This is a genomic window from Natronomonas salina, from assembly GCF_013391105.1.
Taxonomy (GTDB): domain Archaea; phylum Halobacteriota; class Halobacteria; order Halobacteriales; family Haloarculaceae; genus Natronomonas; species Natronomonas salina.
The window spans coordinates 3,331,861-3,356,944 of record NZ_CP058335.1; the positions used below are offsets into that span (position 1 = coordinate 3,331,861).

The 25,084-nt window shown below is 70.1% G+C and carries 25 protein-coding genes; 15 read left to right on the top strand and 10 right to left on the bottom strand.

Going from position 1 to position 25,084, the window contains the following annotated elements:
* Positions 1 to 57: 57 nt before the first annotated feature.
* Complete coding sequence (map, locus tag HWV07_RS17270) at positions 58 to 948, top strand: type II methionyl aminopeptidase (RefSeq protein WP_178335514.1); 891 nt, start codon at positions 58 to 60, stop codon at positions 946 to 948.
* A 158-nt stretch (positions 949 to 1,106) separates the two neighbouring features.
* Here the strand turns inward: map and HWV07_RS17275 are convergent, their stop codons facing one another.
* Positions 1,107 to 1,304, bottom strand: a complete 198-nt coding sequence (locus HWV07_RS17275) for a DUF7835 family putative zinc beta-ribbon protein (protein WP_178335515.1) — start codon at positions 1,302 to 1,304, stop codon at positions 1,107 to 1,109.
* A 235-nt stretch (positions 1,305 to 1,539) separates the two neighbouring features.
* On the opposite strand from HWV07_RS17275, the gene HWV07_RS17280 reads away from it, so the two are divergent.
* Together HWV07_RS17280 and HWV07_RS17285 are read left to right on the top strand one after the other, a co-directional pair.
* Positions 1,540 to 2,076: an HIT family protein gene (locus HWV07_RS17280; RefSeq protein WP_178335516.1), complete on the top strand. Its 537-nt coding sequence runs from the start codon at positions 1,540 to 1,542 to the stop codon at positions 2,074 to 2,076.
* 70 nt (positions 2,077 to 2,146) lie between these two features.
* A complete protein-coding gene (locus HWV07_RS17285) occupies positions 2,147 to 3,076 on the top strand; it encodes a cation diffusion facilitator family transporter (RefSeq protein ID WP_178335517.1) in 930 nt (309 codons plus the stop codon).
* A gap of 12 nt (positions 3,077 to 3,088) precedes the next feature.
* Here the strand turns inward: HWV07_RS17285 and HWV07_RS17290 are convergent, their stop codons facing one another.
* Positions 3,089 to 4,333 carry a tRNA (N(6)-L-threonylcarbamoyladenosine(37)-C(2))-methylthiotransferase gene (locus tag HWV07_RS17290; protein ID WP_178335518.1) on the bottom strand — a complete coding sequence of 415 codons (1,245 nt, stop codon included), beginning with the start codon at positions 4,331 to 4,333 and terminating at the stop codon, positions 3,089 to 3,091.
* A gap of 92 nt (positions 4,334 to 4,425) precedes the next feature.
* On the opposite strand from HWV07_RS17290, the gene HWV07_RS17295 reads away from it, so the two are divergent.
* A complete protein-coding gene (locus tag HWV07_RS17295) occupies positions 4,426 to 5,580 on the top strand; it encodes an outer membrane protein assembly factor BamB family protein (protein ID WP_178335519.1) in 1,155 nt (384 codons plus the stop codon).
* On the opposite strand, the gene deoC is transcribed toward HWV07_RS17295, so the two are convergent.
* Together deoC and HWV07_RS17305 are read right to left on the bottom strand one after the other, a co-directional pair.
* Positions 5,581 to 6,225: a deoxyribose-phosphate aldolase gene (deoC, locus tag HWV07_RS17300; protein ID WP_178335520.1), complete on the bottom strand. Its 645-nt coding sequence runs from the start codon at positions 6,223 to 6,225 to the stop codon at positions 5,581 to 5,583.
* Between the two features lie 79 nt (positions 6,226 to 6,304).
* Positions 6,305 to 7,168 (bottom strand): MBL fold metallo-hydrolase, encoded by an 864-nt coding sequence (locus HWV07_RS17305; protein ID WP_178335521.1) that lies wholly within the window; start codon positions 7,166 to 7,168, stop codon positions 6,305 to 6,307.
* A 54-nt stretch (positions 7,169 to 7,222) separates the two neighbouring features.
* Between HWV07_RS17305 and HWV07_RS17310 the strand changes: the two genes are divergently transcribed.
* Positions 7,223 to 7,900 carry a phosphoglycolate phosphatase gene (locus HWV07_RS17310; RefSeq protein ID WP_178335522.1) on the top strand — a complete coding sequence of 226 codons (678 nt, stop codon included), beginning with the start codon at positions 7,223 to 7,225 and terminating at the stop codon, positions 7,898 to 7,900.
* A gap of 6 nt (positions 7,901 to 7,906) precedes the next feature.
* On the opposite strand, the gene HWV07_RS17315 is transcribed toward HWV07_RS17310, so the two are convergent.
* The gene (locus HWV07_RS17315; protein WP_178335523.1) at positions 7,907 to 9,091 is read right to left on the bottom strand and encodes a sensor histidine kinase; all 1,185 of its coding nucleotides are present in this window, start codon (positions 9,089 to 9,091) and stop codon (positions 7,907 to 7,909) included.
* Positions 9,092 to 9,352: 261 nt separating this feature from the next.
* Here HWV07_RS17315 and HWV07_RS17320 point away from each other — a divergent pair, with 261 nt between their 5' ends.
* A complete protein-coding gene (locus HWV07_RS17320) occupies positions 9,353 to 10,960 on the top strand; it encodes a GTPBP1 family GTP-binding protein (RefSeq protein WP_178335524.1) in 1,608 nt (535 codons plus the stop codon).
* A 106-nt stretch (positions 10,961 to 11,066) separates the two neighbouring features.
* Entirely contained in the window at positions 11,067 to 11,459 is a 393-nt protein-coding gene (locus HWV07_RS17325; RefSeq protein ID WP_178335525.1) for a hypothetical protein, read from the top strand.
* Positions 11,460 to 11,492: 33 nt separating this feature from the next.
* Here HWV07_RS17325 and HWV07_RS17330 read toward each other — a convergent pair whose 3' ends face one another.
* The 4 genes from HWV07_RS17330 to HWV07_RS17345 form a co-directional block, all read right to left on the bottom strand.
* Complete coding sequence (locus tag HWV07_RS17330) at positions 11,493 to 12,170, bottom strand: HAD family hydrolase (protein WP_178335526.1); 678 nt, start codon at positions 12,168 to 12,170, stop codon at positions 11,493 to 11,495.
* Between the two features lie 46 nt (positions 12,171 to 12,216).
* Positions 12,217 to 13,281, bottom strand: a complete 1,065-nt coding sequence (locus HWV07_RS17335) for an aminotransferase class I/II-fold pyridoxal phosphate-dependent enzyme (protein ID WP_178335527.1) — start codon at positions 13,279 to 13,281, stop codon at positions 12,217 to 12,219.
* Between the two features lie 97 nt (positions 13,282 to 13,378).
* Positions 13,379 to 15,037, bottom strand: coding sequence for an ABC1 kinase family protein (locus HWV07_RS17340; RefSeq protein WP_178335528.1), 1,659 nt, complete (start codon positions 15,035 to 15,037; stop codon positions 13,379 to 13,381).
* 95 nt (positions 15,038 to 15,132) lie between these two features.
* Positions 15,133 to 15,480 (bottom strand): Hsp20/alpha crystallin family protein, encoded by a 348-nt coding sequence (locus HWV07_RS17345; RefSeq protein ID WP_178335529.1) that lies wholly within the window; start codon positions 15,478 to 15,480, stop codon positions 15,133 to 15,135.
* 126 nt (positions 15,481 to 15,606) lie between these two features.
* Here HWV07_RS17345 and HWV07_RS17350 point away from each other — a divergent pair, with 126 nt between their 5' ends.
* From HWV07_RS17350 to HWV07_RS17380, 7 genes are all read left to right on the top strand, one after another.
* The gene (locus HWV07_RS17350; protein WP_178335530.1) at positions 15,607 to 15,879 is read left to right on the top strand and encodes a hypothetical protein; all 273 of its coding nucleotides are present in this window, start codon (positions 15,607 to 15,609) and stop codon (positions 15,877 to 15,879) included.
* Positions 15,880 to 15,936: 57 nt separating this feature from the next.
* Positions 15,937 to 17,145, top strand: a complete 1,209-nt coding sequence (locus HWV07_RS17355; protein ID WP_178335531.1) for a molybdopterin molybdotransferase MoeA — start codon at positions 15,937 to 15,939, stop codon at positions 17,143 to 17,145.
* Positions 17,146 to 17,466: 321 nt separating this feature from the next.
* Complete coding sequence (locus HWV07_RS17360; RefSeq protein ID WP_178335532.1) at positions 17,467 to 18,444, top strand: PstS family phosphate ABC transporter substrate-binding protein; 978 nt, start codon at positions 17,467 to 17,469, stop codon at positions 18,442 to 18,444.
* A gap of 6 nt (positions 18,445 to 18,450) precedes the next feature.
* Positions 18,451 to 19,386, top strand: a complete 936-nt coding sequence (gene pstC / locus HWV07_RS17365) for a phosphate ABC transporter permease subunit PstC (protein WP_178335533.1) — start codon at positions 18,451 to 18,453, stop codon at positions 19,384 to 19,386.
* Positions 19,386 to 20,246 carry a PstA family ABC transporter permease gene (locus HWV07_RS17370; RefSeq protein ID WP_178335534.1) on the top strand — a complete coding sequence of 287 codons (861 nt, stop codon included), beginning with the start codon at positions 19,386 to 19,388 and terminating at the stop codon, positions 20,244 to 20,246. Before pstC ends, HWV07_RS17370 begins: the two co-directional genes overlap by 1 nt.
* Positions 20,243 to 21,094 (top strand): phosphate ABC transporter ATP-binding protein, encoded by an 852-nt coding sequence (locus HWV07_RS17375; protein ID WP_178335535.1) that lies wholly within the window; start codon positions 20,243 to 20,245, stop codon positions 21,092 to 21,094. Before HWV07_RS17370 ends, HWV07_RS17375 begins: the two co-directional genes overlap by 4 nt.
* 122 nt (positions 21,095 to 21,216) lie before the next feature.
* Complete coding sequence (locus HWV07_RS17380) at positions 21,217 to 23,097, top strand: molybdopterin biosynthesis protein (RefSeq protein ID WP_178335536.1); 1,881 nt, start codon at positions 21,217 to 21,219, stop codon at positions 23,095 to 23,097.
* A gap of 71 nt (positions 23,098 to 23,168) precedes the next feature.
* On the opposite strand, the gene HWV07_RS17385 is transcribed toward HWV07_RS17380, so the two are convergent.
* Positions 23,169 to 23,798, bottom strand: a complete 630-nt coding sequence (locus HWV07_RS17385) for an HAD family hydrolase (protein WP_178335537.1) — start codon at positions 23,796 to 23,798, stop codon at positions 23,169 to 23,171.
* Between the two features lie 185 nt (positions 23,799 to 23,983).
* Here HWV07_RS17385 and HWV07_RS17390 point away from each other — a divergent pair, with 185 nt between their 5' ends.
* On the top strand, positions 23,984 to 25,051 hold the full coding sequence (locus tag HWV07_RS17390; RefSeq protein WP_178335538.1) for a DUF4382 domain-containing protein: 1,068 nt from the start codon (positions 23,984 to 23,986) through the stop codon (positions 25,049 to 25,051).
* Positions 25,052 to 25,084 lie beyond the last annotated feature (33 nt).

A 25,084-nucleotide genomic window follows, 5' to 3' on the forward strand; every position in this document is an offset into this window, starting at 1 on the left:
ATTGCCCCGACGACGGCGAACGCAACCCCTTTTATCGGACCGCACCAAGCCGCGGCCATGAGCGTCGACCTCAGCGACGAGTCCTACGAGAAACACCGCGAGGCTGGCGAGATCCTCGCGCAGGTCCGCGAGGAGGCGGCCGACCGCGTCGAGGTCGGCGTCGAGCACCTTGAGGTCGCCGAGTTCGCCGAGGACCGCATCCGCGAGCTCGGCGGCGAACCGGCCTTCCCGGTCAACATCAGCATCGACGAGGAGGCGGCCCACCGGACGCCGGAGCCCGGCGACGACGCCACCTTCGGCGAGGAGATGATCAACCTCGACATCGGGGTCCACGTCGACGGCTGGCTCGCCGACACCGCCGTCACGGTCGACCTCTCGGGGCACCCGGAGCTGGCAGAGGCCTCCGAGGAGGCCCTCGACGCCGCCCTCGAGGTCGTCGAACCCGGCGTCGAGACCGGGGAGATCGGCGCCGAGATCGAGGACGTCATCGACGGCTACGGCTACAACCCGGTCGTCAACCTCTCGGGGCACGGCCTCGGCCACTGGGACCAGCACACCGACCCGAACATCCCGAACCGCGGCGTCGCCCAGGGTGTCGAACTCGAGGTCGGCGACGTCGTCGCCATCGAGCCGTTCGCCACCGACGGCGGCGGCAAGGTCAACGAGGGCTCCAGCGAGGAGATCTACGCCCTCGAGCGGGAGGCCAGCGTCCGCAACCGCCAGGCCCGGCAGGCCCTCGAGCAGATCGTCGAGGAGTTCAAGACGCTGCCCTTCGCGCGCCGCTGGCTGGACACCGGGCGAGCGGAGATGGCGCTGCGGCGCCTCTCCCAGCAGAGCGTCGTCCACGGCTACCCCGTCCTCAAGGAGGAGGAGGGCTCCCTCGTCAGCCAGAAGGAGCACACCGTCATCGTCACCGAGGACGGCTGCGAAGTGACGACGCGCAACTGAACGGTCGGCCGGACTGCAGAGACGACAGTTCTTCGATACGCTCTGCTCCGAGAGCCGATATCGAACGAGCTCACGAGTTGCGTCCGGCTCGTTGTCCGGCGGTATCACGCCGCGGTCAGCCGGTCGCCGTCGGAGACGTGGGACAGAAGCAGCCGCGTTCAGGCGTTGTTCATCCGGACGGACTCCTCGCTCCCGCAGACCCGGCAGGTCGCGACGCGGTAGGGTTCGCGGGAGAACTCGGCGTTCTCCTTCTTCCGGCTCTCCGTGAGGAGTTCGATGCTGACCTCGTGGGGCGTCTCTCGGCCGCACTCGGCGCACTCTTCGGCCATCCCCTCGTCGTCGATTCTGGTCGCCATGGTCACTCCTGCGTTGCCCGGATAATTGCATAAAAACAACACTCGGTTGCCGCCAGTTCAGGGCGTGAACGGTCCGATCGGTGTGTGGCGAATAACGGACGCAGAACGTTCGATACGATTCAGGGGCGGTTCTGCGGAGTCGATAGCTCGTGAACTATCTACTGAACGGCCACAAAATTTAAAAGAGGGTCGGTGGTTCGGACAGCGTTAACAGCGGGCCGCTCCGAGAGCGCCCATGGACCAGCTGTTCGCGCCGTGGCGCATCGAGTGGGTGGAACGCGACGACGACGAGGGCATCGACGGCTGCCCGTTCTGCGTGCTCCCCGAGCGTGAGGACGCCAGCGAGGCTCGCGTCGTCGCCGAGACCGACCGTGCCTACGTCCTCCTGAACAACTACCCGTACAACCCGGGGCACGCGATGGTCATCCCGCGCGCCCACACCGGCGAGTACACCGCCCTGGACGACGAGACGCTGCTCGACCACGCCCGGCTCAAGCAGCGGACCATCCGGGCGCTCGACGACGGGTTCGGCCCGGCGGGCGTCAACACCGGGCTCAACCTCGGGGACGCCTCCGGCGGCTCCATCGACGACCACCTCCACACCCACGTCGTCCCGCGGTGGGCCGGCGACACCAACTTCATGCCCGTTACCGCCGACACGAAGGTCATCGTCCAGGCCGTCGACGAGACCTACGAGCAGCTCCGCGAGGCGTTCGCCGAGCAGGAGGGCGCCCGCGTCGCCGACAGCGGGGCGGTCCGCATCGAGTTCTAGTCGTCCCGACGGGTTTTCTTCGGCCGCTCTAATCCCACCGCTTATGCTGGCGGTCCCGGAATGGTGAGTGATGAGCGACACGGCGGTCGCCGAGGCCGGCCTGGAGTCCGACACCGCAAGGCGGGGGTTCACCCGCGCCAGCGTCGTCAACGTCCTCGGCAACGCCGTCAAGATCGTCGTCGAGGCCGCCGCCGGGCTGACGTTCGGCTCCGTCGCGCTCGTGGCCGACGCCGCCCACTCCGTCGCGGACCTCGTCGCCAGCGTCGTCGTGCTGGTCTGGGGCCGCAGCGTCTACGCCGACCCCGACGAGCGCCACCCGCACGGCCACCAGCGCGTCGAACCGCTCGCGGCGCTGTTCGTCGGCACCGTCATCGTCCTGCTCGGCCTCAACCTCTTCTACGACTCCGCCCGGAGCTTCGTCGAGGGCCCGGGCGTCGAGTTCAGTCCTTACCTGGTCGCCGCGCTGCTCTTCGCGATGGCCGACATGTACGTGCTCTACTGGTACACGATGCGCGTCAACGAGACGGTGGGCTCGTCGGCGCTGGACGCCCTCGCCGTCGACTGCCTCAACGACATCTACACCACCGTCGCGGCGCTCGTCGGCGTCGTCGGCGTCTTCCTCGGCTACCCGGTGCTGGACGCCGTCGCCGGCGGCGTCGTCAGCGTCCTCGTCGTCTACCAGGGCGTCGAGATCGGCCGGGAGAACGTCACCTACCTCGTCGGCGCCGCGCCCTCGGAGGCCGAACGCCGGCGCGTGACCGAGTCGCTCCGCTCGCATCCGGCGGTTCGCGGCGTCCACGATGTCGTCGTCTTCTACGACGGGACGCGACTGGAGGTCGAGGCGCACGTCGAGGTCGACGGCGAGATGACGCTCGTGGAGGCCCACGACATAGAGACGGAGCTCATGGACGCGCTGCGGGAGATGGACGACGTCGGCGACGTCCACCTGCACCTCGACCCCGAGGGGATCGGGGAGTGGAAGGACGCCGACGAGGAATGAGTAGTCGGACTCTCAGACCGGCTCGCCGAAGCAGTAGACCGTCTCGTTGGCCGTGATCTCCACCTCGAGGAAGTCGCCGACCGCGACGTCCTTCTCGTCGGCGTCGGTGACGATGACCTGCCGGTAGGCCTCGTCGCGGCACTTCACCGAGTCGCCGGTGCCCTCCTCGACGACGAGCACCTCGTGGGTCTCGCCGACCATCGACTCGTGGGCCTCCCGGCAGACGTCCATCTTCAGGTCGGTCATCGCCTTCGAGCGCTCCTTCTTGATCGTCCCACCGAGGCCCTTCATGTCGGCGGCGTCGGTACCCGGCCGCTTCGAGAACCGCGTGATGTTGATCTTCTCCGGACGGACGTCGGCGAGCAGTTCCATCGACAGCTCGTGGTCGCTCTCGTCTTCGGTCGGGAAGCCGACGATGAAGTCTGTCGACAGCGTCCAGTGGTCCAGGCGGTCGTCGAAGGCGTCGACGATCTCGCGGAACTTCTCGACGCGGTGCTGGCGGCGCATGTCCTCGAGGACGTCGTCGCTGCCGGACTGGACGGGGGCGTGGATGAAGTTGTAGAGCTTCTCGTTCTCGGCGTAGACGTCGGCGAGCTCATCGTGGATGCCGTGGACCCCGCCGGGGTTGGCCATCCCCAGCCGGACCCGGAAGTCCCCCTCGATGTCGCAGATGCGGTCGAGGAGCTCCGGGAGCTTCCGTTCGCCCTCGTCCCAGCCGTAGACGCCGGTGTCCTGGCCGGTGATGCGGAGCTCCTTGGCGCCGGCGTGGACGAGCGCTCGCGCCTTCTCGACGTTCTCCTCGACCGGCGGGGAGTCGACGCGCCCGGTGGCGAACTTCGTGATGCAGTACGAGCAGTTGCTCATGCAGCCCCGGGCGATGGGGAGGATGCCGACGACGCCGTCGAGGATCGGCTCGGCGTCCGGCGTCGTCGTCGGGCACTCGCCGTTGGTGACGGCCTCCGGGACGTCGTCCCAGTGGAGCACCTGGACGTCCAGCCCGTCGAACTCCTCGCCCTGCGCGAGCGCCATGCAGCCGGTGACGAGGACGTCAGCCGTCTCGTCCTGCAGTTCCTCCGCCCGGCGGAGCATGTTCCGCTCGGTCTTCTCGACGACCGTGCAGGTGTTGAGGATGGCCACGTCGGCCTCGTCGGGGCCGTCGACGCGGTAGTGACCCGCGTCGCGGAGTTGTCGCTCGATCTGCCTGCTCTCACCCCGGTTGGACGTACAGCCGTACGTCTCGATGTGGTACGTGGCCATCGTCGTTGTCGCGAGTTACGGGCCGGCGCTCAAAAGGCCGACGTTTCCGCTCCCCCGAAGATACTTGCCACCCCCGGTGATACGGAACGGAGATGCCCTCCAGACGATCGGTCCTCGCGGGCGCCGGGACACTCGCCGGTGCCGGCCTCGCGGGCTGCCTGAATCAGGACCCCGCAGCAGACGTGTCGCCCGGCACCGACGCCGACACAGAGTGGCCCCAGCCCGGCGGAACCGACCGGTACGACTGCTATCTGAAGGACGCCGCCGCGCCCAGAGAGGAGCCGAGCGAGCGGTGGACCGCCGAGACCAGCTCCCCGGTGGGTCGGCCCGTCGTCGCCGACGGCCGGGTCCTCCTGTTCACCCTCGGTGGCCTGTACGCCTACGACCTCGAGTCCGGCGAGGAGGTCTGGCGGCTCGACATGGACGACGTCGAGGTCAGGACGTCCCCGACGGTCGTGGACGGGACCGCCTATCTCGGCGTCGCCTTCCCGCACGGCGTGCTCGCGGTCGACGTCGAGGACGGAAGCCGTCTCTGGCACGCCGAACTCCAGCGGACCCCCTCGACCGCACCGGTCGTCGACCACCGGCGCGAACGGCTGGCCGTCGGCACCCACGGCAGACTCGCAGGCGTCGACGTGGAGGGAGAGAAACTCTGGAGCCGCCGGACGTTCAGTTCGGTGTCGGCGCTCACCTCGTGGGGAGACTCCATCTACGCCGGTACCGAAGGTGGCGAGCTATACTGCTTCTACAACTACGACGACCCCCGGGGGCGCTGGCGTCGACAACTCGACGGCACCGTCGAACAGATCGCACAGCTGAACGGTAGCGACATCGTGGTCTCGGTATTCGGTGGCCCCGTCGAGCGACGGGACGACAGCGAGGCGGGGGCCTCACGCTGGAGCCGCGACACCGGATTCTATGGATTCGTCGCCGCGGGGAACACCTACGCCGTCGGCCACGGTCTCGCGTCCATCAGCACCCGAACGGGTGAGCGACACTGGACGGTGGACGACGGTCTCCGGGCGCGGCCAGCCGGCGCCGGCGACACCGTCTACACCGGCGGCGAGGGTTTCGTCGCTGCCTTCGCGATGGACGGCGGCATCGGCGTCGGCGATCACCGCGTCGGCTACGAGCGGTGGCGCCACGGCGTCGACGGCGAGGTGTTCGAGGGCGTCTCCGTCGCCGACGGCGCGGTGTTCGCCACCGCCGCCGACGAGAACGGTGCGACGCTCTACGCCCTCGAGTAGTCAGAACGCGCTCTCGTCGTAGCCCTCGACGAGCTCGACGCCCGAGGAGGCGCCGATGCGCTCGGCGCCGGCCTCCAGCATCGCGACCGCGTCCGCGAAGCTCCCGACGCCGCCGCTGGCCTTCACGGGGAGGTACTCGGCCATCACGCGGACGTCGTCGACGGTCGCGCCGCCGACGGAGAAGCCGGTCGCGGTCTTCACGAATTCGGCGCCGGCCTCCTCGGCGAGCGTGCAGGCGGTCCGCAGTTCGTCCTCGGCGAGCAGCGGCGCCTCGACGATGACCTTGACTGGCACCGGGACGGCCGCCACGACGCGCTCGAGTTCCTCGGCGACGGCCTCGTCGTCGCCGGCGTGCAGTCGGCCGACGTTGACGACGACGTCGATCTCGTCGGCGCCGTCCTTCCAGGCCCGCTCGGCCTCGAACTCCTTGGTCTCGGGCGTCTCCTGGCCGTGCGGGAACCCGCAGACGGTGACGAGCGTCACGTCGGGGGCGTACTCGGCCGCCTGGGCCACGTACGCCGGCGGGATGCAGGCGTTCATCCCGTGGTCGGCGGCCGCATCGAGCACCGCCTCCACGTCGGGCCACGTCGTCTCCGGCCCGAGGACGGTGTGGTCGATACGCGCGGCGAACTCGTCGCGGTCCATACCCGGTGGTTGCGAGCGACCGGGATAAAAACACCCCTCCGCAGTCGGTGGACGCCGGCTGCCCCTCCGACGGGACCGCTCAGCGCTCGTCCAGGTACCGAAGCACCCCGGCAACGTCACGCTCGACGGTCGGGCTCTGCCACTCGGCGCCGAGGGAACCGACGATGGCTCCGACGTCGTCGCCGTGCTCGCGGCGCTTCGCCTCGACGACCTCGACCCAGTCGGGGAGCATCCGCTCGTAGCGGTCGAGTTCCCGGACGGCGTCGTCGCCGCCCGGGCCGTAGTGCCCGTAGAAGTTCTTCTCGGGGTCGTACGCGCGCAGGCGGTCGACCGTCTCGAGGTTGGTCTCCAGGTCGAACCCCGGCGGGGGCGTGGTGGGCCGCATCTCGCCGGCGAGGTGCATCCCGGCGGCGTCGATGGAGAACAGCCCCTCGGTCGCGGGGTCGAAGGCCGCGTAGTGGTGCGGCGCGTGCCCCGGCGCGTCGATCAAGTCGAGTTCGCGGTCGCCGAGGTCGACGGTTTCGCCGCCGGCGACCGACCGGCAGCGCGACGCGTCCAGCAGTTCCGGCTCGCCGTAGGCGTTCTCCGTCCCCATCGCCCGGTCGACGCTCTCCTTGAGCCGGGCGAGCTTCTCGGCGTCGGTGACGTAGGGCAGGCCGCGCTCGTGGACGTGGAAGGTGGCGTTCGGGAGTTCGTCGGCGAGCAGGCCGGCGCCGCCGGCGTGGTCGAGGTGGACGTGCGTGACGAGGACGTGGGCGACGGCTCCGGGGTCGATACCGAGCTCGTCGAGGGCGTCGAGGATGTGCGGAACGGAGTCGGCCGCGCCCGTATCGACGACGGCGGGCTCGGGGGCGTCGACGACGTACAGCGAGAGGGCGCCGGGCGTCCCCAGCAGGTGCGGGTCGACGGTGTGGACGTCGCCGACCGCGTGCGTCACTGGCATGCGCCGCCGTACGACGGGACGGGGCTTGATACCTGCGGCGGGCGACGCGCCGGTATGGAGCCGCCGCTGGCCGTCGACATCGACGGCACGTTGACCCGGCCGGACAAGTCCGTCGACCCCCGCGTGTTCGACCCGCTGCGGGACTGGAACGCGCCGGTCGTCGTCGCGACCGGGAAGTCGTTCCCGTACCCCGTCGGACTCTGCGAGTTCCTCGGCATCACCCAGAACGTCGTCGCGGAGAACGGCGGCGTGGTCTACGTCGAGGACGCCGAGAAGATCGTCCACAACGGGGACCGGGAGGGTGCCGAGGCGGTCGCCGCCGCGTACCGCGAGGCGGGGTACGACCTCGGCTGGGGCGCCGTCGACATGGTGAACCGCTGGCGCGAGACCGAACTCGCCGTCTCCCGCGAGCAGCCGCTCGAACCGCTGGAGCGCATCGCCGACGAGCACGGACTGGGCGTCGTCGATACGGGCTACGCCTACCACGTCAAGTCGACGGCGGTCGACAAAGGGGAGGGACTGAAGACCGCCGCCCGGCTGCTCGACCGCGACCCGGGGGAGTTCGTCGCCGTCGGCGACTCGGAGAACGACGCCGAGGTGTTCGGCGTCGCGGGCCGGTCCTACGCGGTCGCCAACGCCGACGAAAAGGCGACGGACGCGGCCGACGTCGTCACCGACGCGTCGTTCGCCGACGGCTTTCTGGAGGCGCTCGACCGGGTCCGCGACGAGTAGCGACGGTCAGGGGGCCGGCTCGACCTGTTCGAGCCCGTCGGGACCGGCGTCCGACGACGCACCCTCCGGCGTAGCGCCCTCGTCCGCCGGCGGGTCGCCCCGCGGCAGTTCGATCGCGAACACCGACCCGTCAGGCCCCGTCTCGACGAGTTCGACCCGGCCGCCGTAGCGGTCCGCGAGCACGTGGACGAGGTAGAGGCCGAGTCCGTGATTCTCCTGGCCGCGCTCGAAGAGCGTCTCCCGGTCCTCGTCGGCGACGCCGGGTCCGTCGTCGGCGATCTCGACGCGGACGGACTCGGCTCTCGTCTCCACGTCCACGGCGACCCGGGGCGACTCGTCGGGGTTGTGCTCGACGGCGTTCGACAGCAGGTTCGAGAAGATGCGTGGCAGCAGGTCGTCGGCGAGGACGTACGGGTCGTCGTCGGTCGAGAGCTCCCACTCCACGTCGGCGTGGGTGGCACGGAGGTCCTCGAGTTCGTCGGCGATGACGTCGACGACGTCGACCGACTGCAGTTCGACCGAGTGCTCGACGGCCCGGACGAGCACGCGGACGTCGCCGATGACGTCGGTCATGTCGCGACTCTGTCGGTCGATGGTCTCGACGTACTCGCGGGCCGGCGACGGGAGGTCCTCCTCCTCGAGCAGCGAGGCGTACCCCTGGATGATGCTCGCGTTGTTCAGCACCTCGTGTCTGAGGAGGCTGTTCAGGTAGTCGAGCCACTGTCGCTGGGTCTCCAGGTGCTCGGTCTCGAGGGCCTTCCGTTCGGCCTCGACGGCGCGGTGGATCGCCCGCGCCTCGAAGGTCCCGACGATGACACCGCCCAGACCGCCGACGTAGACGGCCCACAGCGCCCACGAGAGGTTCCCGAAGAGGGTACCGTCGGGGAACTGCGATATGACGAACAGGTTGATGGCGAGGAACACGAGTGAGAAGCCGACCGTCCACTTGGCGACCCGCGGGTACCGGGCGACCTCGACTCCGCTCCGGCCGAGCCAGACACCGGCGGCGGTGATGCCGCCGGTGAACACCAGTGCCATGGCGTTGAACGCGATGCTCGTCGGCGTCAGGAGCCCCGCCGGCCCGTAGAACCAGGTCTCCACGGCGACGTCGGCGAGGAACGAGACCGCACCGAACGCGACGAGGGCGTGCGGGACGTACTTCGCCCACCCTGGGGAGGCTTGCGCCGTCATCGTCCGGAGCCGTACCCACCTCCACAGGGTGCTGGCTGGCGGATCGAACAGGTCATGGGGAGAGACCGGGCCGAACCGGCATGAACCCGGGACTCGAGTCAGGTCTCGATTCCCGCGGCCGTCGGGCCTCCGTTCCGGCGCCGGGGCGGGGATCGAGCAGCCCCGCGACGGCGTCGCTGCCCGCGCCACACCCGGAGACGGCGGATTCTGCCGGAACCCCGCGGAACCCTTAACTCGGTGTGGTTGCAATGCGCACGCAACATGAGCGCCGACCGGGCCGCGCTTCGGCGGGCCCTCGAACGGGGCGAACGGGAGGGTGGGAACGTCGAATTCAAGGAACGCCTCACCCGGGGCGTCCACCTCGCCGACGGGCGGCTCGAATCGCTCGCGGCGCAGTTGCGCCACCGCATCCTCTCCGGCGACGGCGAGGCGACGTACGTCGTGGGCGTCACCGACGACGGCGGCATCGCCGGCATCTCGCCGGACGCCTTCTCCGAGTCGATGGACGTCCTCTCCCTGCTCGCCGAGGAGGCCGGCGCCCACATCGACGACGTCGAGACCTGGGGCGTCGGCGACGGTGACGGCCTCGTCGGCGTCGCGACGCTGCAGGAGGGCGCCGTCCTCGACGTCGACGACGACCACATCGTCGTCGGCACCGCCGGCCACGTCGACCACGGGAAGTCGACGCTCGTCGGCTCGCTCGTCACCGGCGACCCCGACGACGGCCAGGGCGGCACCCGGAGCTTCCTGGACGTCCAGCCCCACGAGATGGAGCGGGGGCTCTCGGCCGACCTCTCCTACGGCGTCTACGGCTTCGACGAGGAGGGGCCGGTCCGGATGGACAACCCCCACCGGAAGTCCGACCGCGCCCGCGTCGTCGAGGAGTCCGACCGCCTGGTCTCCTTCGTCGACACCGTCGGCCACGAGCCGTGGCTCCGGACGACCATCCGCGGGCTCGTCGGCCAGAAGCTCGACTACGGGCTGCTGGTGGTGGCGGCCGACGACGGCCCGACGAAGACCACCCGCGAGCACCTCGGCATCCTGCTCGCGACGGAGCTCCCCACCATCGTCGCCATCACGAAGGCCGACGTGGTGAGCGACGAGCGCGTCCGCGAGGTCGAACGCGAGGTCGAGCGGCTGCTCCGGAACGCCGACCGGACGCCGCTGCTCGTCGAGCGCCACGGCGTCGAGACGGCCCTCGACGAGATCAACGAGCAGGTCGTCCCGGTGCTGACGACTAGCGCGGTGACGAAGGAGGGCCTGGACGCCCTCGACGAACTGTTCGAGCACCTGCCGAAGACGAGCGCCACGGAAGGGGCGTTCTCGATGTACATCGACCGCACCTACAACGTGACCGGCGTCGGCGCCGTCGCCTCGGGGACGGTCCGCTCCGGCACCGTCGAGGCCGGCGACGAACTGCTCGTCGGGCCGCTGGCCGACGGCTCGTTCCGCGAGGTCGAGGTCCGCTCCATCGAGATGCACTACCACCGCGTCGACGAGGCCTCCGCCGGCCGCATCGTCGGCATCGCCCTGAAGGGCATCGGCGAGGCCGACCTCGACCGCGGGATGGTGCTGCTCCCCCGCGAGGCGGACCCGACGGCCGTCCGGGAGTTCGAGGCCGAGGTGATGGTGCTGAACCACCCGACCCGGATCGACGACGGCTACGAGCCGGTCGTCCACCTCGAGACGATCAGCGAGACGGCGTCCATCCACCCGGAGGGCGGCCAGCTCCTGCCCGGCGACACCGGCACCGCCAGCGTCCGGTTCAAGTTCCACCCCTACATGGTCGAGGAGGGCCAGCGGTTCGTCTTCCGCGAGGGCAGTTCCAAGGGCGTCGGGACCGTCACCGACATCGTCGACGAGGAGTAATCCCGCGGCGAGTTCTTTCCCGTTTTGATACCGCGAAACGTAGGCGTGAACGGCTCGTGACACCGGCCGGGCGACTTTTGATAACCCCTGCGGGTCCCGAACACAGATGTTCACCAGTCGAACCGGCCGGCGGCTCCTGCTGCTGGTCACCGTCAGTATCGCGCTCCTGATCGCCGGCACCGGCGCCGCGGCGGCCTGCGACACCTGTGCCGACCCCGACCAGGAGGAGTCAGACCACGAGCCGTTCTGGTCGAACGACGACTTCCCGTACGACACCAGCGAGAACAACTCCTTCGTCGACATCGTCGTCGACGAAACAGAAGAGGAGATGGAGGAGGACTTCGGCGGCGGCTCCGACGCGGCGGCCGCGAGCGCGTCGGCGGGTGACGCCTCAGTGACCGTGTCCGCGAACGCCGAGGGCGCGACGGTGGCCGGCGGCACAACGAGCGCGGAGGCGGGCGTGACACTCCGCTCCGGGGCCCCGTTCGCCGACGAGTAAGGGTCGTCCCGTGAAGACTTTCGAGACGGCCCCTCACCGACGTTCTACGATCGACGGGAACGCCTCGAGTGTCGGGACCCGGTGGTCGGGCTCCGGCTCCGCGGGTTGGTCGTCCTCCGAGAGCCACACCGATTGTACACCCGCTGCACGGGCGCCAGCGACGTCCGACTCCAGCGAGTTGCCGACGTGGACCGTCCGGTCCGGCCGGGCGTCCAGCGCCGACAGGGCCACCTCGAACGGCTCGGGGTCCGGCTTCGCTGCCGCGTCGTAGCCGGCGTGGACCACCACGTCGAACGCGTCGGCCAGTCCGAGCGCCTCGAGCTTCGGCGCCTGCATCTCCGGCGAGCCGTTCGTCACGAGCCCGAGCGGGAGCTCCGAGACCGCGTCGACGGCCGCCTCGACGCCCGGTAACGGTTCGACGTCGCCGTGGTCGCGCTCGGCGGCGTACGCCCGCGCCACCCGACGACCCACCGCGGGGTCCCGACCCTTCGACTCGGCGATGGCCGCGAAGCACCGCTCACGGAGGTCCGCCATCGAGTCGCTGTCGCCGACGAACTCGGGGTACCGGGCGTGGTACTCCTCGCGGGTGATGAACGGCTCCACGCCGGTCGCCTCGAACGCCGCCTCGAGCAGCTCCGACCCCGACCGGCGGTACCGGCAGAGCGTGTCGTCGAGGTCGAACAGGACCGCGTCGAGTTGCACGGTCCTCATTCGACCGCCGAACCCAAATGTCGTTCGGCGCACGACGTCGGCGGACTCAGGCGTGCCGGTCCAGGAACGACCCAACTCGCGACAGCCCCTCCTCCAGTTCCTCTCGGTGCAATCCGTAGCCGATCCTGAAGTACTCCGGCCGTCCGAACGCCTCGCCCGGCGCGAGCACGACCGACGCCTCCTCGACGAGGCTGCGGCAGAACGACCGTCCGCCGGCGAAGCCCTCCGGCACCTCGACGAAAGCGTTGACGCCGCAGTCGGGATCCGACCACGACAGGTCGCGCTCCTCGAGGAAGTCGACGACGACGGAGCGGTGTTCCGCCGCGAGTTCGCGGTTCTCCGCGAGCAGTTCCTCACGGCGCTCGAAGGCCTGCCGGGCGACGTGCTGGCCGAACTTCGGCGGCGAGATGGTGGTGTAGTCCTTCCAGTTCTCCGCGGCGGCGACGACCGCGGCCGACCCGCAGAGCCAGCCGAATCGCAGGCCGGCGAGGCCGAAGGCCTTGGAGAACCCCCCGGTCGAGACGCCGTAGCGGCCGAAGCTGGCGACCGGCGGCGTCGGGTCCGCCGCGAGCATCCGGTACACCTCGTCGCAGAGCAGGTAGGTGCCGTTGTCCTCGCAGACGTCGTAGACGGCACGCATCGTCGCCTCGTCGTGGGCGCGTCCGGTCGGGTTGTTCGGATTGTTGACGACGACGAGGTCGGTCTCCGGTCGGACGGCCTCGGCGACGGTGTCGGGGTCGAGCGTCCACTCCGGCTCCTCGAGCGGGACCTCGGTCACCTCGCCGACGGCGTCCGGGAGCGCGGTCAGGGAGCCGTACGTCGGCGTGACGACGACGGCGTGGGCGTCGGCGAGCGCGAGGAACGCCAGGAGGTTGGCCTCCTGGGTCCCGCAGGTGAACAGCGTCTCGTCGGCGGTGCGGTCGTGGAGGGCGCCGACGTCGGCGCGGAACTCGGGGTCGCCGGCCGTCGGGATCACGTAGCCCAGTTCGCCGGGGTCGGTGTCGAAGCGGTCGGCGGGGAGGGGCCGGACGCCGCTCTCCGCGAGCATGATATCGGCGTCGGGTTCGACCTCGGCGAACCAGCGTTCGAGGTCGAAGGGGGCAATCTCCATACGTGGCGGTCGGGGGCGTCCCTCAAAAGCGCGCCGTCACGGCGTCGACGGTGACGGTCGCCAGCCAGGCGCAACGGTCACGTGCCGCACCCAGCGGTCACTCCTCGCGGCGCTCCCGGAGGTTCTGCCGGGTGAACTGCGGCTGGGTGCGGATGCCGCGGCGCTCCTTGAACGCTCGCCACAGCAGGAACGCCAGCACCGTCGAGAACGCGACCGTCACGAGCGAGGCCTCCAGGGTCGCGAAGGCGTACAGCACCGCCGAGGAGACGATGGTCGAGGCCAGCAGCGCCCCGAGGACGAGCCGCTTCGTTTGCTGCTGGAGGGTGCGTTCCTCGTCGGAGAGTGCGACCTCGACGGTGAGGTCGCCGCGGTTGACCCGGTCGAGGGTGTCCTCCAGTTTCGGCGGGACACGGACCAGCGACTCCCCGAGGTCGCGGACCTCCTCGGCGCGGTCCTCGACGTAGCCGCGGGCGCTCTCCTCGATGAACCCCTGCTGGCGGAGGTAGTCGGTCGCCACCTCGATGAAGTCGAATTCGGGGTCGAGCGTCACGCAGACGCCCTCGACGACCGTCGCCACCCGGAGGACGAGCGCGAGGTTCGGCGGCAGCCGCAGCGGGAACTCGTAGATGGTGTCCTCGACCTGCTGGATGATCTGCTGGACGCGGTACTGCTCGATGTCCTCGCCGCGGGCGTCGGCGATGGCCAGCTCCATCACGTTCGACATCACCTCGCGGTCGGCCTGCGGCGACAGCGTCCCCATCTCGACGAGCGTATCGAGGATCTCGTCGGTGTCCTGGCGGGCGATGGCCATGTAGAACTCGACGATCTTCTCCTGGATGAACGGGTCCACGCGGCCCGACATCCCGAAGTCGTAGAAGACGATGGTGCCGTCGTCCTGCACCGCGAGGTTGCCGGGGTGGGGGTCGGCGTGGAAGACGCCGTCCTCGATTATCATCTGGAGGTACGCCTCCTGTAGGGTCCGGGCGAGGGCGGTACGGTCGACCCCGAGAGCGTCCAGGTCCGTCAGTTCCGAGATCTTCGTCCCCCGGACGTACTCCATCGTCAGCACGCGCCGCGTCGACAGCTCCGGGACCGCGTTCGGCACCCGGACCCGGGGTTCGTCGGCGAGGTTCTCGCCGATCTCTTCGAGCATCCGGCGCTCTCGCTCGTAGTCCATCTCCTGGCGGATGACGCGGTCGAACTCGTCGGCGAGCGTCTCCAGGGAGAACGACCGGGTCTCGTCGACGAACCGCATCAGCAGCGGCAGCGACCACCGGATCACCCGGAGGTCGGCCTCGACGAGCGCCTCGATGCCCGGCCGCCGGATCTTCACGGCGACCTGCCGACCCTCGTACTCCGCGACGTACACCTGCCCGAGGCTGGCGCCGCTGATGGCCGTCGGCTCGAAGTCGTCGAACGTCGCCTCGACGGGGCCGAGGTCGCCCTCGAGAACCTGCTTCGCCTCCTCCCACGGCGCCGGCGGGACGTCGTCCTGCAGGCGCTCGAACTCGTCGATGTACTCCGGCGGGAGGACGTCGGGGCGGGTCGACAGCAGCTGGCCCAGCTTGATGAACGTCGGCCCCAGCCGGAGCATCGAGTCGAGCAGCGACCGGGCGCGCTCCCGGCGGGTCTCGGAGGTGACCGTCCGGCTCGGGCCGAACAGCAGGAACCGGTTGCGGTCCCGCGCGTAGGCGAACAGCAGCGGCAGGAACTGGTAGGCGACGACGAAGAAGCGGCGGTACGCGCGGAGCGTCACCGCGGCGACACCTCTCCGTCGTCGTCGTCACCGTCGGCGACCCCGCGCGGCGAACCCGGGAGGAGGGACTTGTCAGTCATCGGTCGGGCCCCCCGTCACGAGACGGGGATGCGTTGCCCGCCGTCGTCGTCCGACTTCGGCAGCTCGAGGGTGAGGACGCCCTTCTCGATGTGGCCGTCGGCGTCCGCGCCGGTCGCGTCCGGGGGCAGCGGCAGCTCGGCGTCGAGGAACAGCGCGCGCTCCTCCGAGACGTACTGGAACTCCGTCGGGAACGCCTTCTCCCGGCGGGCCTCGATGCGGAGCCGCCCGTCGTCGAGGGTGACGTCGACCGTGTCGGCGGTCGCGCCGGGCAGGTCGATGACGAGGAGGTAGGCGTCGTCGCTCTCCAGCAGGTCGGCGAACACCGTCTCGGGCAGTTCCCCCAGCGCCTCGCGCAGTTGCATGCCCGGAGATAGTGTCGCGGGCTCGTTAAAGGCCCCGGTGGCGGCCAGCCGGCGCCGCGGGCGTCGACAGTTCAGGGCTCGAAACGGTGCGAAGTTCCAGTAGTGATACGTCAGTACAGAGGGACGATGGCTGGAGCGAGTCGCTCGGCCGCCGCCGAGTTCGTCGAGGTGGCGGTCCACAACGAGGGTCGGTCGGCCGCCGACGTCAGGGTCCTCGTCCACGGCGACAGCGTCGTCGTCCACTCGATGGCCCTCGAGTGCGGCGAGACCGACACGCTGTCGGCGCCGACCGGCGCGGCCGTCGAGGTCCACTCGCCGGCCGGCACGGCCACCGCCCTGGCCTCGATCGGCGCGTTCTTCGTCGTCCGCGACGGCCGCGTCCTCGTCTCCAGCGACTGACCCGGGACGGCCGTCCCGGCGCGACCCTTTTTCATCCCCGCACCCCGAGGGGCGGGTATGGACGACGTCCGCGAGTCGGGATTCAAGGAGCGGACCCGCGTGGCCGAGGCCCGCGAGCGCCTGCTCGACGTCCCGCCAATCGAGCGCGCCGAGCGGGTCTCGCTGTCGGCCGCCGACGGCCGCACGCTGGCGGAACCAGTCGACGCCGCCCGGAACGTGCCCCACTACCCCCGCGCCGCGATGGACGGGTGGGCGGTCCGCGCCGAGGACACCTTCGGCGCCTCCGACCGCTCGCCGGCGGTCCTCCGGCCCGCCGAGTCGCCGGCCTCGGGGGCCGCCGTCCGCGTCCACACCGGGAGCGAACTCCCGGAGGGCGCCGACGCCGTGGTGATGGTCGAGCAGACAGATCAGGTCGGACGGGAACTCGAGGTCTTCGACGCCGTCGCCGAAGGGGAGAACGTCGCGCCGGTCGGCGAGGACGTCGAGGCCGGCCAGCGGCTCTACGAACCGGGCCACCGGCTCCGACCGTCGGACCTCGGACTGCTGAAGGGGACGGGCCTCGACACCGTCGAACTCGTCGCCGAGCCGGAGGTCGCCGTGATCCCGACGGGCGAGGAACTGGTGCAGTCGGACCCCGAGCCCGGCGAGGTGGTGGAGACGAACCGGTTCACCGTCTCCCGGCTGGCCGAGCGCTGGGGCGCCGACGTGAAGCGTCGCCCCATCGTCACCGACGACCGCGAGGCGCTCCGGGCGGCCGTCCAGCGGGACCTCACCCGCGACGTCGTCGTCACGACCGGGGGCTCCTCGGTCGGCGAGCGCGACCTGATACCCGAGGTGGTCGACGACCTCGGCGAGGTGTTCGTCCACGGCGTCGCGCTGAAGCCCGGCCACCCGGTCGCGTTAGGTCGCGTCGAGGGCGTGACGGTCGTGATGCTGCCGGGCTACCCCGTCGCCGCCATCGTCAACGCCGTCCAGTTCCTCCGGCCGCTGATCAAGCACCTCGGCCGGATGCCGGCCGAGCCGCTGCCGACCCGGGAGGCCACGCTGACCCGGAAGATCAGGAGCGAGCCGGGCGTCAAGACGTTCGTCCGCGTTCAACTGGACGAGACGGCGGACGGTCTCGAGGCGACGCCCACGCGAGCGAGCGGGTCGGGCGTCCTCTCCAGCGTCGCGCTCGCGGACGGGTGGGTAGTCGTCGAGGAACAGCGCGAGGGCGTCCCCGAGGGCGAGACCGTGACCGTCGAGAACTGGGAGTACAACCAGTAGACCGTGCGACTGGGTGGCAGACGCGCTCCGGCCGTCCGTCAGGAGTAGCGGCAACATTTCGGCTGTCCTCCGATTCTCCGCGACACCAGTCGGTGATGAAACCGCCGCCTGACCCAAAGCCGATGCCGTGGATGGACGCGTAGCGACAGTGGGGGCGGTAGCGAAGTCTCCTGCCTGAAGAGGGGGCGGTCGCGTGCTGGGTTCCGAATGGGAGAGACCCCCTGTCGCACCAAGCGGAGAATATTGCTCTTTCCGAGATGAGTGAGGAATAATTGCGGGTTGACGAGCCCATACAAGAGGGTAGTGAATAGAGAAGGTCCAATGACACGACGGTATTCACGACGGTCTGTGGTTCAGTTCGCTGGTGCGGGGACGGTCGCTGCACTGGCTGGCTGTACCGGCGGCGGCGACAGCGGTGATGCGGTCAGGATCTCCGGCGGCGTCGGGCCGCTGCCGATGGTAGAGGTGTGGGCGGACCTCTACGAGGAGGAGCACGACACGACGTTCGACATCTCCGGCGGCGGCACCGGCGTCGGGGTCTCGGACGTCCTGAACGGGCAGGTCGACATCGCGATGATGGGTCGGGAACCCCAGCAGGAGGAGAACGACCAGGGGCTGTTCGCCGTCCCGATGCTGATCGACACCGTGGTCGCCACGGTCAACGAGAACAACCCGGTCCTCGACGAGATCCAGTCGCAGGGGCTCACCCGCGAGGACCTCGAGGCCATCTTCACGCGGGAGGTCACTACCTGGGGCGAGGTCGTCGGCACCGACGCCGACGAGGAGATCGTCGTCTACGGTCGATCGGACGCCTCCGCGGCCTACAAGAAGTGGGGCGACTTCCTGGGCGGCGAGGACGGCGCGTACACCGAGAGCGAACTCGAGGACCTCGCCGACGCGAACCACAACGGCGACCAGCCGGTCGCCGAGGCCGTCGGCAGCAACGAGAACGCCATCTCGATGAACAACATCAACTACGTCTACGACCTCTCCAGCGGGGAACTCGAGGGCAACATCCGGCCGGTCCCCCTGGACCGGGACGGCGACGGACTCTCCGAGGAGGAGGACTTCTACGAGACGCGGGACGAGTTCCTCTCGGCCGTCGAGGCGGGCGACTACCCCTCGCCGCCGGCCCGGGAGATGTTCCTCGCCTCGGACGAGGGCTTCGAGGGCGAGGCCGCGGACTTCGTCGAGTGGGTGCTCTCCGACGGCCAGGAGTACGTCCGGGAGAACGGCTACGTCCCCCTGGACGACCAGCGCCTCGAAGAAGCCCAGACCAAGCTCGAAGAGGGACCGTAATCGAACATGGCTGACTCGACCGGTGGAGCGCAGTCCGGCGGCGGCCGGCTCCGACGGCGGTTGCTCGCCGAGCGGGCGAGCAGCTACTGGCTCCGCGGCGCGGGCTACTTCGCCGTCGCGCTGTTCGTCCTGATCGTCCTGACGCTGCTGTACAAGTCGCTCCCGCTGCTGTCGGAGTACTCGCTGGTCCGGGCGATCACCTCCGCGAACTGGGACCCCGCCCAGAACGAGTTCGGGTTCATGCCGGCCATCGTCGGCACGATATACGTCACCGGATTGTCGATGCTCATGGGGACGCCCATCGCGATCCTCGCGGCCATCTACATCGCCGAGTACGCGGAGGGCCGGACGCAGGCCCTCGTCTCGTCGTTCATCGACGTGCTGGCGGCGATCCCGAGCGTCATCTTCGGGCTGGTCGCGCTCGTCGTGGTCGTCCCGTTCGTCGGTGACTACCTCGCGCCGGCCGTCGGGGCCAACGCCACCGGCCTGGGGATACTGACCGTCAGCCTCGTGATGGCCATCGTCGTCACGCCGTTCATGATCTCGCTGTCCGTCGAGTCCCTGGAGGCGCTCCCCGACGAGTTGCGGGAGTCCTCGCTGGGCGTCGGCGCGACGAAGTGGGAGACCATCCGGTCGGTCCTCCTGCGGGCCGCCGGCCCGGGCATCTTCTCGGCCATCCTGCTGGGCTTCGGTCGCGTCTTCGGGGCGACCATCGTCCCGGCGATGCTGATCGGCGGCCAGACCCACGTCCCCGACTCGGTGTTCGCGACGGGCCAGACGCTGCCGACCCTCATCGTCAACGACTTCGGCGAGCTGATGTCGCTGCCGCTGACCCAGTCGGCGCTGATCTTCGTCGGGCTGATGCTGGTCGTGGTCGTCTGGCTGTTCAACTTCGGGGCGATGCTCGTCCGCCGCCGGCTCCAGCGGAGGTGGCAGTTCTGATGGACCGCTACGCGAAGCAGCGACTCGTCGGGGCGCTCGTCCGCGGGGCCGCCGCGCTCGTCGTCGCCGTGATGGTGCTGGTCGTCGCCGTGACCGTCTACCGGGGCGGTCGCGTCTTCCTGACGAACCCGTCGGTCGTGGTCACCCCGCCGGGGTCGCGGTACATGCTCGAGGCGGAGGGCGGGTTCCTCCACGCGGTCCTGGGGAGCATCTTCATCGTCGGGCCGGCGACGGTCGTCTCGGCGGTGCTCGCGGTGTCGACGGCGACGTACCTCCAGAGCGACTACTCCAGCGAGCGGTTCTCCGAGGTCGTCAACATGTTCCTGAACGTGCTCTGGGGGACGCCGCCCATCGTCTACGGCGTGTTCGTCCTGACGGTCATCATCGCCATCGGCGCCCGGACGAGCCTGTTCTTCGGCATCGTCGCCATCGCCGTCTTCCAGTACCCGATCATGACGCGGTACACCGACGAGGCGCTCCGCTCGGCGCCCGGGACGGTCCGCGAGGCGACCTACGGGCTCGGTGCGACGCGGTTCGAGAGCGCCATCATGACCGCCCGCGCGGCGCTGCCGGGGATCGTCGCGGGGGTCATCATGGGCTTCGCCCGCGGGATCGGCGACGCGGCGACGGTGCTGTTCACCGCGGGCCGCAGCACCCGGATGCCGGGCGGCCCGTTCGAACCCGCGACGACGCTGCCGGTCCTCATCTTCGACCAGGCGATGTCGTTCAACGCGGAGGTGCGCTCGCACGCCTACGCCGCGTCGTTCGTCCTCATCGTCGTCGTGCTGGGACTGATACTGCTCTCGAAGCTGCTGGCGGGCCGCTACGCGCGGTTCGCACCCGGAGGTCGACACTCATGACAGACACTGCACTCGCCACCGACAACCTTGCCGTAACGTACACCGGGAACCGCGTCGTCGACGCCGTGAAGGGCGTCACCCTCGAGTTCCCGGAGAACCGCCTGACAGCCATCATCGGACCGTCGGGCTGCGGGAAGTCGACGCTCCTGAAGGCCCTGAACCGGCTCCACGACATCCAACCGAACGTCGAGATCACGGGCGACGTCCTCTTAGGCGGGCAGTCGGTCTACCAGACAGACGACCCGGCCCCGGAGATCCGCCGGCGCATCGGTTACGTCCCCCAGGAGCCGACGCCGCTACCCGTCTCGATCTACGAGAACGTCGCCTACGGCCTGCGGATCCACGGCGGTTACGAGGACGAGGACGAACTCGACGACCTCGTCGAGGAGTACCTGCGGAAGGTGAACCTCTGGGAGGAGGTCGAGGGCCGCCTCGACGCCCCAGGTGCCGAGCTCTCGACGGGGCAGATCCAGCGGCTCTGCCTGGCCCGGTCGCTGGCCGTCGAGCCGGAGGTCCTGCTCTGCGACGAGGTGACCTCCGCGCTGGACCCCGTCTCCGCCGAGAACGTCGAGGAGACGCTCGCGGACCTCAAGGAGGAGTACACGATCGTGATGGTCACCCACAGCATGGACCAGGCCCGGCGGCTGGCCGACGAGGTGGTCTTCCTCTACCTCGGGGAGGTCGTCGAGACCGGCGACGTGAAGTCCTTCTTCGAGAACCCCCAGAAGGAACGCACCAGGCAGTTCATCCGGGGGCACACGCCCGTCGAACCCGACGAGTCCGATGGCGGGACGTCTCCCGAGCCCGAACCGGACCCGGCGTCGGACGAGGCCGTCGCGGGCCGCTGAGCGTCCGGGCCGGTCGCCGGAAAACGTAATGCCGACCGGGGGACAATCGGGAGGCATGTACAGATGGCTCGCTCCGAACCGACGCCCGTCCAGACGGGTGGGGATCTCCTGCTGGAAGGCCGATGCGTAGGAAGGAGTTCCGCGACCTGGCCGACCCAGAGGACGCCCACGAGGCGATCGCCTCGCTCGACCTCCGCCCCGACGACGAGACCGTCCCGCTGCGCGAGTCCCGGGGTCGCGTCCTCGCCGAGCGCGTCGACGCCGACCTCGACGTGCCGGGGTTCGACCGCGCCAGCGTCGACGGCTACGCCGTGACGGCGCGGGACACCTTCGGCGCCGACGAGGCCGACCCCGTGCGGCTCGAACTGGTCGGCGAGGTCCACGCCGGCGCCGAACCGGACGTCGAGGTCGGCGAGGGGGAGTGCGCCGAGATATCCACGGGCGCCGTCCTGCCGCCGGGCGCCGACGCCGTCGTCATGGTCGAGCGAACCGACCGGGAGGACGACGAGGTCCTCGTCCGCACCTCGCTCGCACCGGGCGACCGCGTGATGTTCGCGGGCGCGGACGTGGCCGCGGGCGAACGCGCGCTCGGCCCCGGCACCGTGCTCACGCCCCGCGAGATCGGCCTGCTGTCCGCGCTCGGCGTCGACGAGGTGCCCGTCCGCGGGCGACCCACGGTCGGCATCATCTCGACGGGCGACGAACTCGTCCGACCGGGCGAGGCCCTCGACAGCGACGCCGGCGAGATCTACGACGTCAACAGCTACACGACCGCGACCGCCGTCGAGGAGGCCGGCGGCGAGGCGCGGCTGTACCCCCACGCCGGCGACGACTACGAGGCGATGGAGTCGGTGCTCCGGGAGGCGGCCGCGGAGTGCGACCTCGTGCTCTCCTCGGGGTCGACCTCGGCCTCTGCGGTGGACGTCATCTACCGGGTCGTCGAGGAGGCCGGCGAACTGCTGCTGCACGGCGTCGCCGTCAAGCCGGGCAAACCAATGCTCGTCGGCCGCCTGCAGGACAGCGCCTACGTCGGGCTCCCCGGCTACCCCGTCTCGGCGCTCACCATCTTCCGGACGTTCGTCGCGCCCGCCATCCGCGAGGCTGCGGGGCTACCGGAACCGGAGACCGCGACCGTCGAGGGGGAGATGGCCGTCAGGGAGCGGTACGCAGAGGGTCGGCTGCGGTACATGCCGGTCGGGCTCGTTTCGGACGGCGACGGGAACACGCTCGTCTACCCGGTCGACAAGGGCAGCGGGGCGACGACGAGCCTCGTGGAGGCCGACGGCGTCGTCGCGGTGCCGCCGGACGTCGAGTACCTCGAGGCCGGCGAGCGCGTCGAGGTACAGCTGTTCTCGCCCGAGGTCCGCCCGCCGTCCGTGTTCGGCGCCGGCGAGGACGACCCGGCGCTCTCGCGGGTGCTCGACCGCGTCTCCCGGCCCCGGTACCTCGGCGTCGGCACCCGCCAGGGGCGTCGGCGGCTCCGCGACGGCGTCACCGACGTCGCGGTGGTCACGGGCGACGGGACACCCGGGGACGCCACCGAACTCGGCGGCTGGACCCGCGAGTGGGGCCTGGTCGTCCCGGACGGGAACCCGACGGGCGTCGAGAACCTGGTAGACCTCGTCGACGACGACCTCCGGTTCGTCAACCGGACGACCGACGCAGGCCTGCGGACGACCCTCGACGACGCCGTCGCCGCACTGGCCGACGACCGGGGCGTCGACCGCCACGAGCTGGTCGAGGCCGTCGACGGCTACGAGTTCGCCGTGCGGGCCCACGAGTCGCCCGCCAGGAAGGTCCTGTCCGGGTCGGCCGACGCCGGGCTAGGGCTCCGGGTGACCGCCGACCGGCTGGGGATGGACTTCGTCCCCTGCGGCGACGAGCCGGTCCGCGTCCTCGCCAGCGACGACCGCCTCGAGAAGCGGGGCGTCCAGCGCCTCCGGGACGCCGTCGTGGACGCCGCCGACGTCCTCGACGACCTGCCCGGATACGGGCCGCTGTAGCGGAAGAGCAGGCTCTTCAGCCGCCCCGTCGCTCGCCGACGTGAACTGGTTCGAGAAGCGTCTCTCCGAAACTACTGCAGGAGTTCGTCGACCCGCTCGAGGCGGTGGTCGCCGACGACGCACATGCCGCGGCGCTCGTGGCCGTGGCGCTCGACGTGGGCGCCGTCGAGGCCGGCGTTCCACGCCGCCCCGACGTCCTGGGGGCCGTCGCCGACGAGCACGCCTGGGCCGCCGTTGGCGCCCGCTTCCTGCAGTGCCATGTGGACCGGCTCGGGGTCGGGTTTCCAGCCGGTCTCCTCCGTACAGCAGACGACGGCGTCGAACCAGTCGCGGATGTCCAGGCCCTCGAGGATCGGGTCCGTGAGGTACTGCTGGCAGTGGGTGACGAGGACGGTCGGCGCCTCGATGTCGGCGACGGCCGCCGCGTCGTCGTAGAGAAACGTGGCGTCGGCGCGGGCCTCGGGGCTCTCCTCCTCGTGGAAGACCTCCCAGAAGGCCTCGACGTCGATGCCCCACTCGGCGAGCTGGTCGTTACGGAAGCCGCCGAGGCCGTGCCAGACCGCCTCGGCCTGCCGGTCGGTGAAGTCGTAGCCGAGCCGGTCGCCCACCCGGTCGAAGACGTCGTGGACGTAGTCGGGTTCGACGTCGATGAGCGTCCCGTCCAGGTCGAACACCCACTTGTCGTACGACGATGCCGTCATGGGCCCCGGAGTAGGCCGTTCGGGGATAAGTGCTTTCCGGCGGGGTCGCCGTTCGAGTCCGTTCGTACGGCCTCGCGGTAATTTCGCTCCTCTCGACGCCGACCCGGCGGTGCGAACGGTCGTGAACGGAGATGGAGCGTTCGAACGGCCACCATGCTTTTGACTAGTTAGTTGTCTACTATCTGATGATGACAGACGATCGGCTGTACGACGAGGAGCGAATCGCGGGCATCGACCGGCGGAAGTTCATCGTGGTCGGGGGCGGCGTCGGCGCGGCGCTGCTGGCCGGCTGCACCAGCGACGACCCCTCCGGCAACGACTCGCCGGACGGGTCCGACGGGACCGACACACCGGCGGGCGACGCCGCGAGCTTCCGGCTGCTCGTCAGCGACGCGCCGGCCGACATCGGCGACTTCGACCGGTTGGACGTCACGCTGGACAGCGCCCGCGTCTTCGAGGGGGGCGACGAGGGCGAGAGCACCGAGACCGAGGAGGGTACTGACACGGAGGACGGAACCGAGACGGACGCCGAGAACGGCACCGCAACCGAGACCTCCGGGGAGATGACCGAGTCCGTCGAGGAGGACGAACAGCAGACGGGCGAGGACGAGACGGCGACGGAGAACGGGACCGCGACCGACGGCGCCGACGGGGGCGAAGGCGGCGAAGAGGAGGGTGCAGACGACGAGGACGATGGGGAGGACCGCGGCTTCTACGTCCTCGACCTCGACGACCCGACGGTCGACCTCACCAAGGTCGTCGGCGACAAGGCGGTCGCCGTCTTCGACGGCGAACTCTCCGAGGGCAGCTACCAGAAGCTCGAACTCAACGTCGCCGACGTCGAGGGCATCGTCGACGGCGAGGCGGTCGAGGTCAAGGTCCCCAGCGAGAAGCTGCAGCTGACCAAGTCCTTCGAGGTCCGCGCCGGCGAGGAACTCGACTTCGTCTTCGACATCAACGTCGTCAAGCGGGGCAACCAGGCGAGCTACAACCTCAAGCCGGTCATCTCCCAGAGCGGGGTCCGCGGCAAGGACGTCGAGGTCGAGGAGGTCGGCGACGAGTCCGGCGAGGGCGAGTCAGAGAGCGAAGACGGATCGGACGACGGGACCGAGGAGGCCGACGACTCCGAAGGTGAGAACTCCACCGACGATACCGACGACGCGGGGACGGAAACCGAGGCCGATTCGGACGACGGTGGCGCGGACGCCGGCAACGAGACCGACGGGACGGCCGGCAACGAGTCGAGCGCGTAGGACCTCCGGCCGCTATTCTGCCGCACTCGTCTC

Bases quoted from the DNA above. Each gene is read 5' to 3' on its own strand.
- HWV07_RS17305 (WP_178335521.1), bottom strand. From the start codon at position 7,168: ATGCCAGTGACGCACGCGGTCGGCGACGTCCACACCGTCGACCCGCAC.
- HWV07_RS17335 (WP_178335527.1), bottom strand. From the start codon at position 13,281: ATGGAGATTGCCCCCTTCGACCTCGAACGCTGGTTCGCCGAGGTCGAA.
- HWV07_RS17330 (WP_178335526.1), bottom strand. From the start codon at position 12,170: ATGAGGACCGTGCAACTCGACGCGGTCCTGTTCGACCTCGACGACACG.
- HWV07_RS17325 (WP_178335525.1), top strand. From the start codon at position 11,067: ATGTTCACCAGTCGAACCGGCCGGCGGCTCCTGCTGCTGGTCACCGTC.
- map (WP_178335514.1), top strand. From the start codon at position 58: ATGAGCGTCGACCTCAGCGACGAGTCCTACGAGAAACACCGCGAGGCT.
- deoC (WP_178335520.1), bottom strand. From the start codon at position 6,225: ATGGACCGCGACGAGTTCGCCGCGCGTATCGACCACACCGTCCTCGGG.
- HWV07_RS17275 (WP_178335515.1), bottom strand. From the start codon at position 1,304: ATGGCGACCAGAATCGACGACGAGGGGATGGCCGAAGAGTGCGCCGAG.
- HWV07_RS17370 (WP_178335534.1), top strand. From the start codon at position 19,386: ATGGACCGCTACGCGAAGCAGCGACTCGTCGGGGCGCTCGTCCGCGGG.
- HWV07_RS17295 (WP_178335519.1), top strand. From the start codon at position 4,426: ATGCCCTCCAGACGATCGGTCCTCGCGGGCGCCGGGACACTCGCCGGT.
- HWV07_RS17360 (WP_178335532.1), top strand. From the start codon at position 17,467: ATGACACGACGGTATTCACGACGGTCTGTGGTTCAGTTCGCTGGTGCG.
- pstC (WP_178335533.1), top strand. From the start codon at position 18,451: ATGGCTGACTCGACCGGTGGAGCGCAGTCCGGCGGCGGCCGGCTCCGA.
- HWV07_RS17380 (WP_178335536.1), top strand. From the start codon at position 21,217: ATGCGTAGGAAGGAGTTCCGCGACCTGGCCGACCCAGAGGACGCCCAC.
- HWV07_RS17350 (WP_178335530.1), top strand. From the start codon at position 15,607: ATGGCTGGAGCGAGTCGCTCGGCCGCCGCCGAGTTCGTCGAGGTGGCG.
- HWV07_RS17280 (WP_178335516.1), top strand. From the start codon at position 1,540: ATGGACCAGCTGTTCGCGCCGTGGCGCATCGAGTGGGTGGAACGCGAC.
- HWV07_RS17385 (WP_178335537.1), bottom strand. From the start codon at position 23,798: ATGACGGCATCGTCGTACGACAAGTGGGTGTTCGACCTGGACGGGACG.
- HWV07_RS17315 (WP_178335523.1), bottom strand. From the start codon at position 9,091: ATGACGGCGCAAGCCTCCCCAGGGTGGGCGAAGTACGTCCCGCACGCC.
- HWV07_RS17390 (WP_178335538.1), top strand. From the start codon at position 23,984: ATGATGACAGACGATCGGCTGTACGACGAGGAGCGAATCGCGGGCATC.
- HWV07_RS17285 (WP_178335517.1), top strand. From the start codon at position 2,147: ATGAGCGACACGGCGGTCGCCGAGGCCGGCCTGGAGTCCGACACCGCA.
- HWV07_RS17345 (WP_178335529.1), bottom strand. From the start codon at position 15,480: ATGCAACTGCGCGAGGCGCTGGGGGAACTGCCCGAGACGGTGTTCGCC.
- HWV07_RS17375 (WP_178335535.1), top strand. From the start codon at position 20,243: ATGACAGACACTGCACTCGCCACCGACAACCTTGCCGTAACGTACACC.
- HWV07_RS17310 (WP_178335522.1), top strand. From the start codon at position 7,223: ATGGAGCCGCCGCTGGCCGTCGACATCGACGGCACGTTGACCCGGCCG.
- HWV07_RS17355 (WP_178335531.1), top strand. From the start codon at position 15,937: ATGGACGACGTCCGCGAGTCGGGATTCAAGGAGCGGACCCGCGTGGCC.
- HWV07_RS17290 (WP_178335518.1), bottom strand. From the start codon at position 4,333: ATGGCCACGTACCACATCGAGACGTACGGCTGTACGTCCAACCGGGGT.
- HWV07_RS17320 (WP_178335524.1), top strand. From the start codon at position 9,353: ATGAGCGCCGACCGGGCCGCGCTTCGGCGGGCCCTCGAACGGGGCGAA.